The sequence below is a fragment of the Hydrogenophaga sp. BPS33 genome (genome assembly GCF_009859475.1).
In the GTDB taxonomy this organism is placed as follows: domain Bacteria; phylum Pseudomonadota; class Gammaproteobacteria; order Burkholderiales; family Burkholderiaceae_C; genus Hydrogenophaga.
Genome location: NZ_CP044550.1, coordinates 137222 through 153694 on the forward strand (window position 1 = coordinate 137222; position 16473 = coordinate 153694).

Genomic DNA, 16473 nt, shown 5'->3' on the forward strand with positions numbered 1-16473 from the left:
ATCTCGCACACCTGTCGTGTCGATCAGAGACGTCAAGCGCTCCAGAGACGCGCGCAGCCCGGCGACCTCGGCTGCAGCGGCGCTGACTTCCGCGCTCATTTCCGCATTTTTTCCGCGCTCTTGGCGTCATCCATGGCGCGCAGCGCTTCCAGCCGCTCTCGCGTTACCAGTTCGGCCTGCGCCAAGGTCAGGCGGGTCTGCAAACTCTCTTCGCGCTGACGTGCCGCCTCCAGCTTTTGTCGCGCCTCTCTTTGCACGATCGCCTCTGCCTCCCGCGCCGCATCGGCGGCTTTCTGAAGCGCTTCCACCTGCCGCTCGACCTGGCGCTCTGCCTTGGTGCGGGCGGTGCGCTCGCGCTCGAGCTCGAGCTCCAGGGCCACGCGTCGGTCCGCGGCATCGGCGCGCTGACGTTCTTCGAGCAACCGATCTTTCTCCACCGCCAGGGCCGCGGGGATTTCAACAAGCCGCGCGCGTTCGGCCGCGAGCTCTTCATGAACCTGGCGAAGCAACGCGCCCTGCTCGGTCAGCTCGGCTTTTAGACGGGTCGCCTCGGCAGTCGCTTCCAATGTTGCCGCGTCCGCGATCTGAGCACGCGCCTGCTCGGATTCCATGCTGGCCACAGCATCCGCCAGGCCTTGTTTCAGGCGCTCGTCAAAATCCTCCCGCGTCTGCGCCAGCGCCGTCTCCCAGAAGTGCTGCGCGGCCTGCAGCACCGGGTCGAGCACGCCGACGGGCGCCGCAAAAGCCCCCGGATCCTGGATGCGACGCGCCAGGTGCTTGAACCACTGTTCTAACAGCGGCCCCGCGGTGTTGGGCGAGCCAGTGCCCGCGTGCTGGCGCACGCGCTCGATGGCGGGTTTTTCGCCAACGAGCAGCACGGCGTCGGCCGCGACCCAGACGTCTTCGCTGACGCTCGAATTTTTGCTTAGCATGGCCCTACTCCAGTGCTTAAGTAGCCCACGATAAGAATGGTTTATGGAGGGCATTGTGCGGCGTGTCCTCGACCCTGGGCTGTCTCGCACCCTTTGCCGGCGCTGGTCAATCAGCTTCAACAGCGGCACATCCTGGTGCTGGGCGTAGGCACTCAGAACTGCATGACCTTCGAAGCGGTCGATCGCGACGGCAAAGCGGCCTGCCACTCGGTGTTTTTCGAGGTCCGCAAGGACTCAGCCCGAAAGAATCGCATTCTGCTGCGAGTGCAGAGCGCCTACCTGCAAGATCAGCTCACCCTGCGCCAGCGCGGCGCACGCAAGGCGAATCTGACTGTGTTGCGAACCATTTCTCACTCCGATGCCCGGTAGTGGCCGATGGCCGTCACGCGTGCCGACGTGACCCGTGTCGGTGGGAAGTCGACAGCAATGTCGACTTCCCACCACGGAAGCGGGACGTCTATCAAACGGGTATTGCCGACCTGGATGAACACCTGAGACGCAAGCACGGCCTAGATTGAGCAGACGCAAAGAAATCCTCGCTGGCCTAAAGAGCGTACGGCCACAGTGGGTAGCGGGAGTGGAAAAAGCCTGATCCGCCTAGACGTGTCGTGAGAGGCACGGCATTTTTGGGCCGAAGGCGGACTATGAAATGGACGGTCAGGCGGACCAGGTTTTTCCCATACCCGTCGGAGCCGGCTCTTGCTGGCCGCTCAGGCAAACGCTTCCAAGCCCTTGCGCTTCAGCAATCCGAGCACACGGCGAGCAGGGCCACCAGGGCGTTTGTCGCCAGCTTCCCATTGCGCGACTGAAGAAGTGGTTGTATTCACGAAGGCTGCGAGAACACCTTGGCTGATCTTCAACTCGGAGCGAAGCTTGACAATGTCCTTCGCCTCAAATACTTCGTCGTCCAGGCACAGCGCGTTGTATTCGCGCAAGGTCTTCAAATCCATGAAGCCTGCCTTGTGCAGATCCGTGGCGGTTTCGTGCAGTGCAGCCAGCAACGGGCTGGCCGCCTTCTTTGCTTTAGCAGTCATTGCAAATCTCCAATAGATTCTTACCAGTCACAAGGGCATCCAGGCCAGCGTCGAAATACGCGAACAGGTCGGTCGCCATCTTTTGCAGTGCCGCTCTTTCGCGGTCTGTTATGTTGGCCCGGTCATTCTTCTCGAAGCCATACACAAAAAACCAGTGCGACTTCTTGCGGTGCGCAACGATCGTGCGCGTACTGCCACTCTTGCCCTTACCAGGCAAAGCAACTCGCTTTTTCAAGACACCTCCACCCAGATCGGCATCAATCAATCCTTGCTCCATCTCTTTGACCGCTTCACATAGTGTGGTGTCCGTCAACCCTGCCTTTGACGCGAACTTGGCAAAGTGCTTGGTCTTGAAAACGCGCTTCTTGCTCATGATGGACTATATCACTAAGTTATATAGTGCGTGTGCTTGAACTGGCCCAATGGGTCACGCACACCAGCGGCACAGCAGTTCTACAGCCTGGCGGCTTGAGCACGCGGCCATTGGCCGCGATCGGCGCCTCTCCCTGGCGCTATTGCGACGGAACCATATGCGGCCAGCGGCTCTCCGGTCAACCGCCTCTGCGCACTGTGGTCTCGAATGTTCGGCGGCATTGAGCTTCGTTGCTCATCCGCAGTCCGTCACGTTCCTCCCCTCACTTTTTTTGCTAGGGTGCGGCACGGCGTTGTCTGTGCGAACGCGTCATTCATGGCCACGGAGAGCTTCGAGCGCTTCGTTTAGCGTCTCGGCCGCCTCCACATGCAGAGCCATTGCGTTCGCATCGAGCTCAATCCCGCAGGGCATGCGACCCGACTCAGCGCAATCTCTGAGGACATTGATCGCCAGGCGCAATGCGTCGGCGGTGGTCATCGTAGCCATGGGCAGTGGACCTTTCAGTCTTTGAGTTGCAACAACGCCGTCATTTCATCGGCGGAAAGTTGACGTGTTCGTTTGAGTTCGACGAGCATATCTTGAACAGGTTCTGGACAAGCCTCGTCGCCACCCTACTCGCATTGCCGTCCGGGCCCATTGGTCCATGAGCGCCGAATACAGCCCACCCTATGCTTGCGCGCGAGCTCGCAAATGAACCGCTCTATGCGCGACGGGAACCTCATTCCTTCCGCAAGGCAAGTACCGCTTGGTCGCACGTTCTTCTGCCATCGATAAAATCTCACCACTCGCCATCGATCTGAACGCGCACCAAAGCCGACGCCTATCTCTATGAGCCACTCGAAACTTGCCGGTGCCGCCATTGAAAGCGCGGCTCGGGCACTGCTGGAGCGCCACCGGTGTCCAACGCCTTTTCATGTTGTACGAACTCACTTCATGGGAAACATCGCCAGTCCGCGCTTGAACGCCTCCCCGTTGGGCGCGCTAGCGCGAATCTGGGGTGGAGAGCTGCCCACGTTCGACTCGGAGCGAGACCTGCAGGAAGTTGTCAGCACGCTCGTGCAGGGTCTGTGGAATCGGCTCGCCGATCACCAGAGCTCACGCGACCCGTTCTACCTGACTCGCTTCGAGGTGCTGCCAACGCGGCAGGCCTTGCACCACCTGGCCGTGATCCGTGCGCAGGAACTCCAGGGCTTTATCGACGGTCTGTTCGGATCTGAAGAAGAGATGCGGCTTCCCCAGAAAGCGCACGATGCCGTCCAGGCGTTGTCTGAGGTGTACTCGATGTTCAGCGGCCCCCCCGACCTTCTTGAGAACGAATCGAAACCGGCAACGCAGCACGAACTTAAGGACCTGCTGCGCAATTTTCAGAAGCTGACTATCACCGCAGACGAATTGATCAACAAGGCCGCGCAATCATGCAAGCGAGCACGCGGCCTGCGACTGGATGCCATGTGCGCCAAGCCCTTCCGAAGAGGCCTACGATTCGGACAAGCCGAGGTCGCGTCTCAGATGCCTGAGCACGACGATGGCTACGAACCAGAGTCGATCGAATCTGCATTGAGCCAGCAGGTCACTCGTCATGGGGTGTCTGTCAGCATTCAGATCTATGGTGACGGAAACGGGAAGTGGATTCTCGAAGTCGTCGATGCCGAGAACACGTCACACGTTTGGGATGATCCGTTCGAGTCCGATGGCGATGCCCTTGCAGAAGCCATGCGCGCGCTCGAAGAGGAAACTCTGGAATTCTGGGGGGCTGCAGCAGAGCGACCGATGAATTGAGGCACGGCAGACGTGCTACACAGGACTTGGTGGACCAGGACGGCTTTGACGGCGCCTACAACTCGGTCAACCGTTTCATGGCGCGGCTCCGTCATGAAGAGCCCGAACAGGCCATCGCCTGTCCAGCCGCAACTACGCATCTGATTCTTACGTTTCGTCAAACCTGGCTCCTTGAGACCGGCCGTCCAAGTTGAAGGCAAAATGTCAGAAACTCTGATAAAATTCTGATACGAGGCCGCTATGAGCACCCTTCCCGCTTCCATCCTGTCGCACGCCAAGGCCCTTCCCGAGGGAGGAGTGCTTTCGCCCAAGGAATTCCTGCATTTGGGGAGTCGCGCCGCCATCGATCAGGCGCTTTCTCGGTTTACCCGAGAAGGCAAGCTGCTGCGCGTGGCGCGGGGCACCTATGTCATGCCGGTCTCAAGCCGCTTCGGAACCAGGGCACCCGCTCCCGAAAAGGTGGTGCACGCTCTAGCCGCGCAGAACGGCGAAGTGGTAACGCCCCATGGCGCCAATGCTGCGAATGCGCTGGGCCTGACCCAGCAAGTACCCATCCGCGAGGTCTACCTGACCTCGGGGCGCACCCGAAAGCTCAAGCTGGGGCGCTCCGAAGTCACGGTCAAACATGCTCCACGATGGATGCTCGCCCTGGGTTCTGGCCAAGCCGGCGCGGCGGTGCGGGCGTTGGCATGGATGGGGCCCAGCCACGTGCACGAGTCCCTGGCTGCGCTGCGACGCACCCTTTCTCCTTCCGAGTGGCGGACGTTGACCTCCGCACGCGCGGCCCTGCCCTCCTGGATGGCACGCGCCATCGGCGAGGAAGCGCTTCGTGGCTGAACCTGAGCGCTACTTCGCCCTAAGCAAGGAAGACCAAGGCGAAGTCCTCGAACAGGCTCGCGAGAACACCGGCAGACCCACGCATCTGCTTGAGAAGGATGTGTGGGTCGTCTGGACGCTTGGTGCGCTGTTCGAATCAGCGTTTGCGGCCGACCTCACCTTCAAAGGCGGAACTTCGCTGTCGAAGGCCTACAAGATCATCGACCGCTTCTCCGAAGACCTCGATCTCACCTACGACATCCGAAAGCTCATCGCGGATCTCACTGGCGGCGAAGATTTCCTGCCTGCAAGCCGCAGCCAAGCGGGCAAGTGGACCAAGGCTGTTCGCGACCGGTTGCCCGAGTGGATCGCTGCCGAAGTGCAGCCGACTTTGCAGAAGGCCCTCGATCTTGAGAAGCTGGATGCCAAGTTGGAAATCGCCGGCGCCGACCAAGACAAACTCCTGCTTCACTACCCAGCCGTCAGGCAAGGGACTGGTTACGTCGCACCAGTCGTCACGCTGGAATTCGGCGGCCGTGCGACCGGGGAGCCGCACGCGGTCATGGCCGTGACGTGCGACATGGACGGACAGGTCGACGGCGTGACGTTTCCGATCGCGTCGCCCTTGGTGATGAGCGTTGCGCGGACCTTCTGGGAGAAGGCCACCGCTACCCACGTCTACTGCGCGCAGGGAAGGATTCGTGGCGAGCGCTACGCGCGACACTGGCACGACTTGGCGGCGATCATGCGCAGCTCCCACTTTCGGGTAGTGGCTGCAGACCGCGTTGTTGCCCGCGCTGTTGCCAACCACAAGTCCCACTTCTTCAGCGAGAAAGATGTCGCGGGCAAGGTCATCGACTACTTCGCCGCGGTGGAAGGCGGCTTGCAGATCGTGCCCGAAGGTGCGGCGCGTGAGGCACTCGCTACAGACTACGCCAAGATGCTTGAAGATCAGGTGATGGTCGGCGACGCCCTGCCCTTCGATGAACTCATGAAAGTCTGCGCCGAGGTCGCGCAGCAAGCCAACGGCGTTGCCCAGTCGCCGGAGGAGCAAACCACATGATCGGATCAAGAGCGCGCCACTCGCTCGCACAGTTCCTCGAACTTTAGAAGCCTGCCGTCTCGATCGTGCTGTTCAGTACGTACGGCATGGCAAAGCACCTTCGGGTCAACAAAGGGTGGCACCAGATCTGGACCCTCGTTCTTATCGTGGGCACCTCAGTCCACGGAATCGAGATGAGCTCGGCCCTTCATTGCAGTGCCACCGCGCCATATCGCAATAAAGTCAGGTGTCCCATTGACGGCGCGCGAGTAAACCCAGGGCGGTGTGATCTTCTCGTGGGGCAGCGTCCAAATCGACTTCTCCCGATGGACATGCTCATTGCCGATGAAGATGTACTCGTCACACGACTCGATGAGCCTCTTCTCATTCACACCAAAGGCGCTGCCCCCAGCGTGGGGTCGAGCTGGATCGAATCTGTGGGTAGTCCAGCAAGCGACGACAACGCTCGGCCTGAACTTTTCCACTGCAGCGTGAGCATCGAGCTTTTCAACGTGATCTCCGTACGGAACTGTTGGCTGACCTAGTCCAGCGTAGTGAGCCTTTATGGCTGGCTCCTCCTGCTGGCGATTGTCAGTGGCGGGGATACCTAGCGCCTTCGCCAGGACCCCATGTCCAGCGCCAATCTCAATGGCGCTCCGACCCGCAATTCGAGAGCGCAGGAACTGACAAAGCTCCTCGGTCGGGAAGCTGTAGAGTCCGTGCTGAACTCCAAACAGGAGTCGCTCTTGAGCGGTGGTGGCCGCCAATGTGGACGCGCTCACCACCTTGAGCTGCCGACACTCATCCAGCATGAGACTGGCGATGTCTCGGGTTCCAGAAGGGTTGACGAGGTAGGCGTCCATCAGGTGAATCGGTATTTGTTGAAGTGGTGGACGCGAGGATATGTCTGCCGATGCAGACAAGAACCGTTGGCGATTTCAGCCGAGACTCCTTGCGAAGCACTATGCGACCAACTGAAGCTCACAAAGGCTCTCCCTCTACCCCTGCGTTTGTCCAGCCACACCTCCGCATGTGCTCTCGAAGTGCCTCGTCGAGGACGACATGTCGGGAGTCACTGGGCATACGCAGAATGACCCCATCAAGGCGGCCGTACTCGGATATCTTGAGAGCCTCGCATACACGCACCACCCGCGTGCCTGGCTCAATGCATATCAGATGCAGGTCGAACAGCTTATGCACGTCTGTTCGCAAAAGCAATCCATTACCAGCATGGTTGGTGTGCTGACCACGATAGGGCATGACGTGCGCGGCTTCAAGCAGCTGCTCGACGGAACAACCCGTGATCGCGCAGGCCCCTCCGTAAGCCTTCAAGAGCGCTTTGCGAAACGCTGGCTGCCCCTCGCGCTGGACGATTGTCGCCAAGGCCTTCAGCCTCGCGTCTAGGGACGTGTCAAAGAGGCCCTCTTCCATTGCAGCATCCCGTGCGCGCTGGAGCTCCGAGACCTCCGCTCCTCTCACGTATCTCGGGCGCAGAACCTTGTCGCCGACATCGACGAGCGCCCAGACACCGTGGACACCCGGGTCGTAGAGCTCGAAAAAAACCCCTGCCCCCTTCCCAATCCGAATCAGACGGTCGTACTGATTGCCTGTGTCAGTGCTGCGGGGACGCGTATTAACTGCGTGATTGCCTCGGGAGAAGCAGTTCACCGAAAGCACTGAGAGGTCGGGACCAATATTGGCTTTGGCGAAATCGGGAATCCGAGTCGCGATGAGTTGCCCGACCTCCGCCGAGGTCACGGGACGACCGATCTCCATCACCGCGTCCAGGACGACCTCCCAGGTAGGCTTGTCGCCATACCGGTACTTACGACCACGCGGCTGGGTTTGGCCTGAGGCCTCGGTCAGTTGTTCTTGAAGACTCCCAACATCCACTGCCAGAGCGTTTTCGGCGAACCAGGTGTCAATCTGGCTGGGCGACGGGCCAGCATGGGTCTTGAAATCGCACACCCACTCGACTGGAATCCGCACGCGCTCGACCTCAGTGCTGCCCTTCGGGCTCAGGCGGAACGCATGAGCGTGACTCGCGTCCTCATCCCACACCACCACAGCACGCGCAGGGCCGTGCCTTTCATGCATCGCAGGAGCGCGATGAAGGTTGAGCAGCAGGTTGACGGCGCCATCCTTGCCAGAAGTTGCAGCATCTAGCGTCTTGTGCTGGGAATGCTGGCGCCAACCATTCTCCTCATGAACCGCCGCGAACTGGATAGCCATGCTGCCTCTTGATGTTGCTTGCATCTTGGAGTCTATTTCAGACGCCTGAGCACTCGCGCCTGGCCCAGAACACGACAGGCGAACCCATCATTCGGCCGAAGCGCATCCTCTGGCTAAGAATCGACGCGGGAACATTCATTTGATGGATCTGTCGCGAAAGCGCCAAATAATATGGGTGTTCCGTTGATGGCTAGTACAACGGGACACCGACCCGATCAGGGCATTGGTGGCGTTGCCCCATTGCCTCGCCTCAACTTGTCAAGAAACACCCTCTTGACTCTTCACAAGTAGTGCACACGCAGCACACCGGCGTCACAGACGTCGACTCATGCCGTCGCGATAGAGGAGTGCCCCAATGTCTGAGAGGACGATCAGATCCTCTTCTGTCAGGTCTTCGTGTCGAATATCCAGCCACTGGGCGAGCATCACAATGGCTGCGTCTGGATCTGGGGAAACGCACGCGGCATCAAGCACTTGCGCCTTTTGCTCGAAAAGCGCTATGAATTGGTGGACTGGTTGATCCTCTGTCATGGCCACGCTCCTGGTTGCGCAGGGAAATGGTTGTGCTCGTGAAGATGCATTGAAACGCTACCAAGCTTCGTCGACAACGTCCCCTGAAAAGCTGGAGCACAAATGCGTTGCACTCAAATGGTCCTCCTCCATCTCGCCGCGAAATAGGCATGTAAGTTACATGCCATCGACAGCGTCGCAATCATGCTTGTGCGAGCCGGCCATTCATCTCCTAAACCGTGAAGGCGTGTTGGGACACTGGGAGTTTCCGACGCTGAATCTGGAACTTGCTCCTTTGCTGCAAGGCCGTGCTCATGCTACCCCACCTCAAGCCACAACGGGTGGCAATGAGCGTCGGTATAGGCATTGAATTCTTCACCGACGGGAGTCCTGGGCATGAGCAAAAAGCCAAAACGCTGTGGCGCGCGACCCCTGCGAACACATCATCAAAAAATACGCCATCTTCACCGGCGTGGTCTGCGACCTCATTGGCAAGAAATGCAACTGATCAATGCTGCCCCGCCCTGCCCTTTTCTACCAGGCTCAGGATGTGGGGACGAGACGTGAAGCTTCGCGTGGGCGCGCCCGCAAAAATATTCATCACGTCGCCTTGACGCAGGGCGGACCTTCTGTAGCTTGAAAGCACAGAAAGGAATCGCTCAATGCGCCAAAAATACGCCAAGGGTCCCTACCTCGCCACCATGCTCCAACTGGCAAAGGCCAAGGGATGGAGCGTGGAAATAGGCGGGGCAGATCTTCCGGAGCGCACGCACGACGAGGAGCTCGTTTCGTACACCGTGTACTTCGAAGCCGCCATGAATGTTTCGTTCGCCCTCATGAAGCATCCGCCAGGCACGGTGGCCTCGATCGATGGCCTAGGGTATTGGCTCGCTGTCCATCGAGACTTGGAGGCAGGGGGCCGGAACACGCTGTTCCTGACGTCTGCGCGCTTGTCCGATAACGTTCTTGACGCGGACAGCGTGCGCTTCATTCGGGACCATACGGGCTTGGTTGCGTCGGAATACGATCGGATCACCGAATGCCTCATGGCGTGGCGCGAACGTCGTGCCTACCTGGAGTTCGACCCCGAGCACCTCGATGCGCTGGTCGCGCGTGCGTATCCTGCGTACTGAATTGGCAGGCTGCTGCAGCGTCCCCCGGACACCCAAAGAACCTCGAACCTACGAGTCAAATACATGCCCAAGCCGCAACCGGACCCCTCACCGCAGAATCGCAGCGCGCTGTCGCAGGCGCTGGAGCACTTCGGGGCCAAACCTGTTCGCCGCTCTGATCTTGAGGAGCGCCTTCTCGGACTTACCTCGCCTCAAAGCCGCCAGCATGCGGACGCGCTCGCAGCCTTGTTGATCCATGAGGCCGCAGCGCAAGGTCGCATTCGACGCGAGGGGCATCAGCACTGGGTCGCTGCGGCGCGCGGACGTACCCTGCTCGATGGGACGCTGGTGCCCAAACTCGGCGAGCTTGTGCAGTTGAATCTGGAGACGCGGTGCCCACAAAAGTGGCTGGCCATCGACTTGGAGACGTGCGAGATCTGGCAACCGACTTCGAAGGGCTGGCGCCACGCGACGCAGGCGAACAAGAAGCTAGCGGCCAAGATCGCGGGAGAATGAAGGCAGCTGAGCCTGCCGTGGTATTCTCGGCATCACCTTGGTGCTCGCACCATTTGCAGTTCTTGTGGCTGCCTTCATCTTCACGGCATCCACTGCTGTGAGCTGCCAGTAGCGACTTTGCGTGCTCCTGTCGGCCCTCAAAAGATCATCCGCACACCGTGCTGGTGATCAGTGGTCAGAAAGCGCTTCAACTTCTTGGCTTCGGCTGAGCAGCTCTTGCCGCGCTTTCTGCCCCATGCACCATGTGCCTCTCCAGGCAAGCCGGTGCGCGTCGTTCCTTGTGTGTTTTCTCGCGAGAACCCACAAGGGGCGACGTGCCCGGATTTCACAATGGAGAGTCCCATGAGTGCCAACTGTGTGAACGTGCTGAAGGGCCCTGCCCTCTTGGCGAAAGCTGGCGTCACCTTTTCCGAAGCTCAGTGGTTGTACGCACAGCGTGCAACCCTTGGCGCGGCGTGCTGCGCCGACGATCAACGCCTGGTCGCCATCCGCAAGAAGGTCTCGAGCTTTCTGCAGCGCCAGATGGAGACCCCCAATACACCGATGACCGTCGCGTAAAGCGCCGTCTTCACATCCCCACAGGGAGCGCTCAGTCAATGAGCACCCCTTTTGTCGTTCCAAGGGTCTGCATCGCTTTGGCCCTAAAAAGGAGAAAGCCCCCAGCATGTGCTGAGGGGCTTTTCCTATTTGGTGTGTCCAGATCAGGCCTGGGTGCCGTTGCGTTTGAAGATGTCGCGTGCACGAGGCAGTTGCGACACCATGAGCGCTCGCCAGTCCGAGAAGTCAGCCTGGGTCTTGCCAGCCTCGACAGCGGCGATCCATTCGTCTTGGCTTACACCTGTTTTTACGGAGGAAGCAGGGATCATCACCTGGTTGAATTCACCTTCAACGATGACAAGGTCATCCTGTAGGTCCGACTCAATGGCGTTGATGATGCTGGCGTCCACGATGACTTCGTCTCCCTCGTGCATGTAGGTGAAATATCGGCTCGTGGCCAGTCGCTCCAGCGGGAACTCGCCGCGCGTGAAGGCGTCGCAGATATCTTCGGTTGCCGGATGGTAAAGAAGGTCCTCTTCGGTGATGGGCAGGATCTCCAAAGGGCCGCCTTCGATCCGCATGATGTGTGACCTGCCCCCTGTAGACGTACCAATCAGAAGTGGAAGTCCGGGTTCAAGATTACTCGATGGGTGTCTGGGTTGATGTGGGTAGAGCTGCATCGCCAGCGCGCTGGCGATGCAGCTCGGCGAAGCGAGCCGGTGGCATGCGCCCCAAGCTGCTGTGCGGCCTGACTTCGTTGTAGTCCGTGCGCCAGATGGCCACGGCTGTTCTGGCCTGATGCAAGGTCTGGAACCAGCACTCGTTCAAGTGCTCGTCACGGAACTTGCCGTTGAAGCTCTCGATGTAGCCGTTCTGCATCGGGCGCCCGGGCTGGATCAGGATGTGGCGGATGCCATGCGCCTGCGCCCAGGCCATGAATGCCCGGCTGGTGAACTCCGGACCGTTGTCGGTTCGCACCGCCTGCGGATACCCGCGAAACAGCGCAGCGCGGTCCAGGATACGGGTGACGTACTGACCCGAGATGCCGAAGTCCACCACGATGTCCACACTCTCGTGGCTGAAGTCGTCGGCCACCGTGAGGTACTTCAAACGCCTTCCGCCCGAGAGGCTGTCGCTCACAAAATCCATGCTCCAAACCTCGTTGACCGTGCGTGCCAGCTGCAGCGGCACACGCTCATTGATAGGCCGTTTGCTCTTCTTGCGCCGGCGCACGGCCAGATTGGCTTGCCGGTAGAGTCGGTACACACGCTTGTGATTGACGCCGGGAAACTGTGGACGCAACAGGTCGTGGATGCGCCGGTAGCCAAAGCGGCGACGCACATGCGCGATCTCCACGATCTTCTCGTGCAGATCCAGCGTGGCCTGGTCGGCCTTTGGTGGATGGCGGTAGCTGTCGCGGGAGAGCCCCACAAGCCTGCACGCACGGCGTTCGGACAAATGGTGCTCGCTCACCATGCGCCCAACCGCCTCACGCCTGGCCTGTGGGGCTAGCGCTTTACCCCCAGAACGCTCTTGAGCGCGTGCATGTCCAGGTGGGCTTCGGCCAGCAGCCGCTTGAGCTTGGCGTTCTCGGATTCCAGCTCACGCAGGCGCTGGGCCTCCGAGACCTGCATGCCGCCGAACTTGGCGCGCCACTTGTAGAAAGTGGCATCGCTGAAGCCGCCGTTGCGGCACAGCTCCTTGATCGGCATGCCGGCCTCGGCCTGCTTGAGGAAGCCGATGATTTGTTCCTCGGTGAATCTGCTCTTCTTCATGTCCGTCATTCTCCTGGTGGTTGACGGACTTCACTAACTTCAGCCTGGTACGGCTGGTGGGGGGCAGGTCATGTGATACATCCCGTCGTCGGGGTGGGACTCGTGCAAGCAATTGGCCGCTTTCAGCATGGCATCCTCACTGCCGAAGGCACCCATCAGATCCGGCTCCACGTCTTCGTTGATGTGCAGCAGGTAGTGGTCGATGTAAGCCCTCCTGACGCCCCGTCTTTGAAACGCGGAACCCTTTTTGTAGCGGCCCTTCGCGATGGCCAACTGCACGTCCTTGGAGGCTGGCCGAGCGCCTTCCAAGTCGGCCAGATGGTAATCCAGGACGAACGAGCCCTGAGCGCTACCGCCGCCCATGGGGCTCACGATATTACGCAGCGCGTCGTTCAGCCTGTTGGCGATCTGAGCAGTTTTGTTCGAATTGACCAGGAGATGAATGTTGACGACTTTCGCCATTGTGATTCCCGTTTCTGTAGAAATGCCCCAGATCGTCGCGATCACGACCAGGGGCTAATTGATATGAGTTGGCTCGGACCGCAGCCGTTGCCGCAGGCATTGGGCGGAAACGTCCATGGCGACATGAACACCGAGCAGTTGAAATGCTGGCTGTTGGCCAGCTCGACCCGATATGGGTCGGTATTGAAAGCAATTCCCTGCTTGGCTCACGCCTGCACGGACTCATTGCGGTGGAACGTCGCGTTGAACTCGCGTTCGTCGTTGTCGATCTGGTCGAGTTGCTGCGGTGCGGTCTCACGGATAGTTGCCCATTCGTCCTTGCCGCCAAGGATGCTGGTCCTGCATGAGCGCCTGCTACCGCCCAGCCAGTGGCGGAAACGAGTCACACGCGTCAGCGCTCGATGATTCCCCGCACCTGTTGCTGATGCCCATGCCGAGCACGTGCAGTAGCAGCGCCTGGAGGTCCATTGCCATCGACGAGGACAAGGGTCTGGGTGTGCCGCTTGCCCAGGCTCTCGCTCAATGCGAAAGGGACACATGGCCCCTCGATCGAGCAGTTGAGTGTGCGCGGCAGTGCTGTCGCGTGCCCGAGCCGCTTCAGCGAACCAAGGTCAACGCCGGTCTACCGTGGAGCCGGCCTTCGAACTCGATCAACTGCTCGTCAGTTGGCCAGCTGCCATGCGTCTTGACGTAGGCCAAGCGGCGTTGATCGGCAGGGAAGTTCATCTGACCTTCTGACCCAAACATCATGTCCTCGCAGGCTATTGCCGGCATCCAGCCCAGACCATGAACGTTCTCGGCCATGTGGTGCGCCGCGCCCAACTCGCACATCGCGTTGAACTCGCGGGGTGTTCTGGGTTGCCACGGCGCTCGGGTGATCTGCTAAAACTGCAGCCACTCGTCCTGGCTCATGCTCAGGCGTCCGTTGGAAACGATCATCTTTCTCTCCTGGTGACACGGTGTCGCCCTTGTTCCGGGCGTTGCTCATGGCTGCATGGTAGCGCTGGGTTCGCGAGTTTCAAGAGCGGTCATACATAGGAAAAAGGCCACCCGCGAAGGAGTGGCCCAATTTTTGAGGTTTACGTTCAGTGCAAAACCTTCTTGCTTAACAGCGCCGCAACTTGGCGGTTCTGGCCGTACAGAAAGACTCCGAGTTTTTCACGGACCCAATCCGGAAGGGACGGAGCGCCGAGCGCTTGGACCAGCACCATGCGGTGGCCCTTGTCCATCACGGCGTCGAACAAGGCCTGCACAGCGTACTCACCACCGTGTTCGACGGCGAGAGCGATTGCGCGACCGGGCTTTTCGGCCAGGGACGTCACGATGAAGTCCATGTGGTCAAGGGCGGATGCGTAGTCCGATTCGTATGCGGCGTTCATCATTTCTCAATCTCCGTTAAAGGGAAAGGAGACGAGTTCCACATACGCCCCATGAGGGAACCGTGGTTCCCGTCCGGGTGGGTGAAGTTCGGCGTTTGCCGACGAATTGGAGTGAGCTCCAAAGGTGAAGCGATTGGAGCACGCCGCAGGTTTGGTGTCAGCTCACATGGTTCACATGGGACACTTCGCCTACGGCGAACTGCGCAAACTGGTTTGCGGCTGATTCAGCCTCTATGTGAAGCGGATCGCGACTTCTTTCCCCTCGGCATGAACCTCTTGACGCAGGGCGATCACACGCAAATCGATTTGCGCTGGCGCTCGGCAAAACTGGCTTTATGCTTCTGCTCGAACGATCCCAAACCGTCTTGGTGGCAAGGCGCACCGAGGCTTGTGCGGTTCTTCTATCGCTTCATTCCCAGATCGAAGACTGATGTGATTTGCCCGCGACCGATCGTGATCGCCCGCACACTGGACTTGGCCACTTCGGGCGCAACGCCGGCAAGGCCCTCGACCCAGATCGGCTCATCGCCCCTACCCTCCTCCTCCTCCGCGACCAGCATCTCGTGGGCTTGCAGGATGGAATGCCGATTGCGTGCGAGATTGGCGCGTGCTTGCCATGCGCGGCGCATCCACACCATTCCCGTCCAGGTGAGGGTGATCATGCTGTTGCGTCCGAGCTCTTCAAGCTGCTTGCCCGCGAGTTCGTTGGACTCGGCAAACGTGATGACCGAGACGAGGTTGATGCGTTCCATCGTGCGCAGTGTGCGGCGCATTGCGCGCTTTCGCATGATGGGGGATTCGATACCCCTGATGCGGTCGGCGAGCATCGTGAAGGTGCTCACGCCTTCGCGCTGGTACAACCATGACAGGATGGTGGTCCTCTCGCAGCGCTGGCTGGTCTGTGGAACGTGCTCGACCAGGCGATGTAGCTCGTCGTCCATCCGCTCCCAATGTGGGTGCGTGAGGAAGTCTTCGATGTCGATGTTGTCCAGGCAGGCTTGGCCATCAGCGTGTTCTGCGCACTCGTCGCCACTCGGCTCAGAGGCTGCTTCGGGAGCCGGTGGAAGCAGCACATTCTGTGCAGCAAGCGGCGTCTCATCGGCTTCAACCTTGGGGTTTTCGGATCGGGTGGTGCGCTGTTCACTCAAGGTGGTTTGCTCGGCGTTTTCCTGGTCCTGCTGAAGTGCCGCAGGCAACTGCTGTATCGCTTGCTCGTGCCGCAGTTGCCGGACGGCCTCACAGGTCGCGCATTTCGAATCGGTGTCCCCTGCGGTTCTGGCAGCGACAATCAGTCGGGGCGGTATGCGCCGCTTGCCCTGTGCGGCAGCCACGCTCATCCCTTGGGCGATGCAATCGACCGCCTTGTCCCCATGGGTGCGGATCGCTTTGAGCGCTGCGGAAGGCGAGAGGATCTCCATTGCGATCATCTCGCGTACCTGGGAGGGAGCACCGGCCAGCAGTAGCTGGTTGACGACGTGAACCTTGGAACACCTGAGGTGCAGTGCGATCTGGCGCACGGACCATCCCTGCTCCATCAGGGTCTCGCACTCTGCGGCGTGCTCCAGCCGTCGCATGGATGGCGACTTTCTTTTGTTCGATTTGCGAGGTGCAGTTGCTGCCTGCTGATCGCACACCAGTTTGCGTTGTTCTGAAGGTTTCGACATGGATGAGCCCAATCATTTGATGCACGTTTTCAGCACGAAAAGTCGTAGTCCCGTGCGCTTGGCGTGAATTGTTGGACCACCACAGCGCATTGATCCCCCGCCATCGAAGCCGTTTTCGCCTGTTGAGTCGGGTGCACAAACGCTTTACTGCTTTGGCGCTATGTCACCGTGGCATCGATTCGCAAACCGGTTTGCGCCCAAAGGGAAGGGACTGCCGTTTTGCCTATGGGGCATTGAGGGTGACCATGAGGCTGCGAGCAATTCAAGCTGCGGGTTGCGATGCTTTTTTCCAAATTGGCACCAAGAGCCT

The 16473-nt window shown here is 59.8% G+C and carries 21 protein-coding genes; 7 read left to right on the forward strand and 14 right to left on the reverse strand.

Annotation, left to right across the window (positions count from 1 at the left end):
- Nucleotides 1–95: 95 nt before the first annotated feature.
- Complete coding sequence (locus tag F9K07_RS30045) at nt 96–1052, reverse strand: DNA-binding protein (RefSeq protein WP_159597280.1); 957 nt, start codon at nt 1050–1052, stop codon at nt 96–98.
- Between the two features lie 42 nt (nt 1053–1094).
- On the opposite strand from F9K07_RS30045, the gene F9K07_RS30050 reads away from it, so the two are divergent.
- Nucleotides 1095–1301: a hypothetical protein gene (locus F9K07_RS30050; RefSeq protein ID WP_159597281.1), complete on the forward strand. Its 207-nt coding sequence runs from the start codon at nt 1095–1097 to the stop codon at nt 1299–1301.
- Between the two features lie 341 nt (nt 1302–1642).
- Here F9K07_RS30050 and F9K07_RS30055 read toward each other — a convergent pair whose 3' ends face one another.
- The 3 genes from F9K07_RS30055 to F9K07_RS31660 form a co-directional block, all read right to left on the reverse strand.
- Nucleotides 1643–1966 carry a helix-turn-helix domain-containing protein gene (locus F9K07_RS30055; RefSeq protein WP_159597282.1) on the reverse strand — a complete coding sequence of 108 codons (324 nt, stop codon included), beginning with the start codon at nt 1964–1966 and terminating at the stop codon, nt 1643–1645.
- The gene (locus F9K07_RS30060; protein WP_159597283.1) at nt 1956–2339 is read right to left on the reverse strand and encodes a type II toxin-antitoxin system RelE/ParE family toxin; all 384 of its coding nucleotides are present in this window, start codon (nt 2337–2339) and stop codon (nt 1956–1958) included. The genes F9K07_RS30055 and F9K07_RS30060 overlap by 11 nt, the downstream gene beginning before the upstream one ends.
- Nucleotides 2340–2648: 309 nt before the next feature.
- Nucleotides 2649–2816: a hypothetical protein gene (locus tag F9K07_RS31660; RefSeq protein ID WP_201451629.1), complete on the reverse strand. Its 168-nt coding sequence runs from the start codon at nt 2814–2816 to the stop codon at nt 2649–2651.
- Nucleotides 2817–3272: 456 nt separating this feature from the next.
- Between F9K07_RS31660 and F9K07_RS32035 the strand changes: the two genes are divergently transcribed.
- From F9K07_RS32035 to F9K07_RS30075, 3 genes are all read left to right on the forward strand, one after another.
- On the forward strand, nt 3273–4118 hold the full coding sequence (locus F9K07_RS32035; RefSeq protein ID WP_236582127.1) for a hypothetical protein: 846 nt from the start codon (nt 3273–3275) through the stop codon (nt 4116–4118).
- 240 nt (nt 4119–4358) lie between these two features.
- Nucleotides 4359–4955 carry a DUF6088 family protein gene (locus F9K07_RS30070; protein WP_159597284.1) on the forward strand — a complete coding sequence of 199 codons (597 nt, stop codon included), beginning with the start codon at nt 4359–4361 and terminating at the stop codon, nt 4953–4955.
- Complete coding sequence (locus tag F9K07_RS30075) at nt 4948–5997, forward strand: nucleotidyl transferase AbiEii/AbiGii toxin family protein (protein WP_159597285.1); 1050 nt, start codon at nt 4948–4950, stop codon at nt 5995–5997. Before F9K07_RS30070 ends, F9K07_RS30075 begins: the two co-directional genes overlap by 8 nt.
- 155 nt (nt 5998–6152) lie before the next feature.
- Here F9K07_RS30075 and F9K07_RS30080 read toward each other — a convergent pair whose 3' ends face one another.
- From F9K07_RS30080 to F9K07_RS30090, 3 genes are all read right to left on the reverse strand, one after another.
- Entirely contained in the window at nt 6153–6839 is a 687-nt protein-coding gene (locus F9K07_RS30080; protein WP_159597286.1) for a hypothetical protein, read from the reverse strand.
- 118 nt (nt 6840–6957) lie between these two features.
- Complete coding sequence (locus F9K07_RS30085) at nt 6958–8208, reverse strand: HNH endonuclease (RefSeq protein ID WP_159597287.1); 1251 nt, start codon at nt 8206–8208, stop codon at nt 6958–6960.
- Nucleotides 8209–8520: 312 nt separating this feature from the next.
- Nucleotides 8521–8739: a hypothetical protein gene (locus F9K07_RS30090; RefSeq protein WP_159597288.1), complete on the reverse strand. Its 219-nt coding sequence runs from the start codon at nt 8737–8739 to the stop codon at nt 8521–8523.
- Nucleotides 8740–9380: 641 nt separating this feature from the next.
- Here F9K07_RS30090 and F9K07_RS30095 point away from each other — a divergent pair.
- The 3 genes from F9K07_RS30095 (at nt 9381) to F9K07_RS30105 (ending at nt 10904) form a co-directional block, all read left to right on the forward strand.
- Entirely contained in the window at nt 9381–9851 is a 471-nt protein-coding gene (locus tag F9K07_RS30095) for a hypothetical protein (RefSeq protein WP_159597289.1), read from the forward strand.
- Between the two features lie 63 nt (nt 9852–9914).
- Nucleotides 9915–10346 carry a hypothetical protein gene (locus F9K07_RS30100; protein WP_159597290.1) on the forward strand — a complete coding sequence of 144 codons (432 nt, stop codon included), beginning with the start codon at nt 9915–9917 and terminating at the stop codon, nt 10344–10346.
- A gap of 342 nt (nt 10347–10688) precedes the next feature.
- On the forward strand, nt 10689–10904 hold the full coding sequence (locus tag F9K07_RS30105) for a hypothetical protein (protein WP_159597291.1): 216 nt from the start codon (nt 10689–10691) through the stop codon (nt 10902–10904).
- Nucleotides 10905–11047: 143 nt separating this feature from the next.
- Here the strand turns inward: F9K07_RS30105 and F9K07_RS30110 are convergent, their stop codons facing one another.
- From F9K07_RS30110 to F9K07_RS30140, 7 genes are all read right to left on the reverse strand, one after another.
- Nucleotides 11048–11464 carry a hypothetical protein gene (locus F9K07_RS30110; RefSeq protein WP_159597292.1) on the reverse strand — a complete coding sequence of 139 codons (417 nt, stop codon included), beginning with the start codon at nt 11462–11464 and terminating at the stop codon, nt 11048–11050.
- Between the two features lie 58 nt (nt 11465–11522).
- Nucleotides 11523–12658, reverse strand: a protein-coding gene (locus F9K07_RS30115; protein WP_442907462.1) for an IS3 family transposase whose coding sequence is annotated in 2 segments (ribosomal slippage) — nt 11523–12403 and nt 12403–12658 — 1137 coding nt in all. Because the reading frame shifts where the segments join, the coding sequence is not laid out codon by codon here.
- 39 nt (nt 12659–12697) lie between these two features.
- Entirely contained in the window at nt 12698–13165 is a 468-nt protein-coding gene (locus F9K07_RS30120) for a hypothetical protein (protein WP_159597294.1), read from the reverse strand.
- A gap of 161 nt (nt 13166–13326) precedes the next feature.
- Nucleotides 13327–13506 (reverse strand): hypothetical protein, encoded by a 180-nt coding sequence (locus F9K07_RS30125; RefSeq protein ID WP_159597295.1) that lies wholly within the window; start codon nt 13504–13506, stop codon nt 13327–13329.
- Nucleotides 13507–13717: 211 nt separating this feature from the next.
- Nucleotides 13718–13924, reverse strand: coding sequence for a hypothetical protein (locus F9K07_RS30130; RefSeq protein ID WP_159597296.1), 207 nt, complete (start codon nt 13922–13924; stop codon nt 13718–13720).
- A 281-nt stretch (nt 13925–14205) separates the two neighbouring features.
- On the reverse strand, nt 14206–14502 hold the full coding sequence (locus F9K07_RS30135) for a hypothetical protein (protein WP_159597297.1): 297 nt from the start codon (nt 14500–14502) through the stop codon (nt 14206–14208).
- 398 nt (nt 14503–14900) lie between these two features.
- Nucleotides 14901–16163, reverse strand: a complete 1263-nt coding sequence (locus F9K07_RS30140) for a hypothetical protein (protein WP_159597298.1) — start codon at nt 16161–16163, stop codon at nt 14901–14903.
- Nucleotides 16164–16473 lie beyond the last annotated feature (310 nt).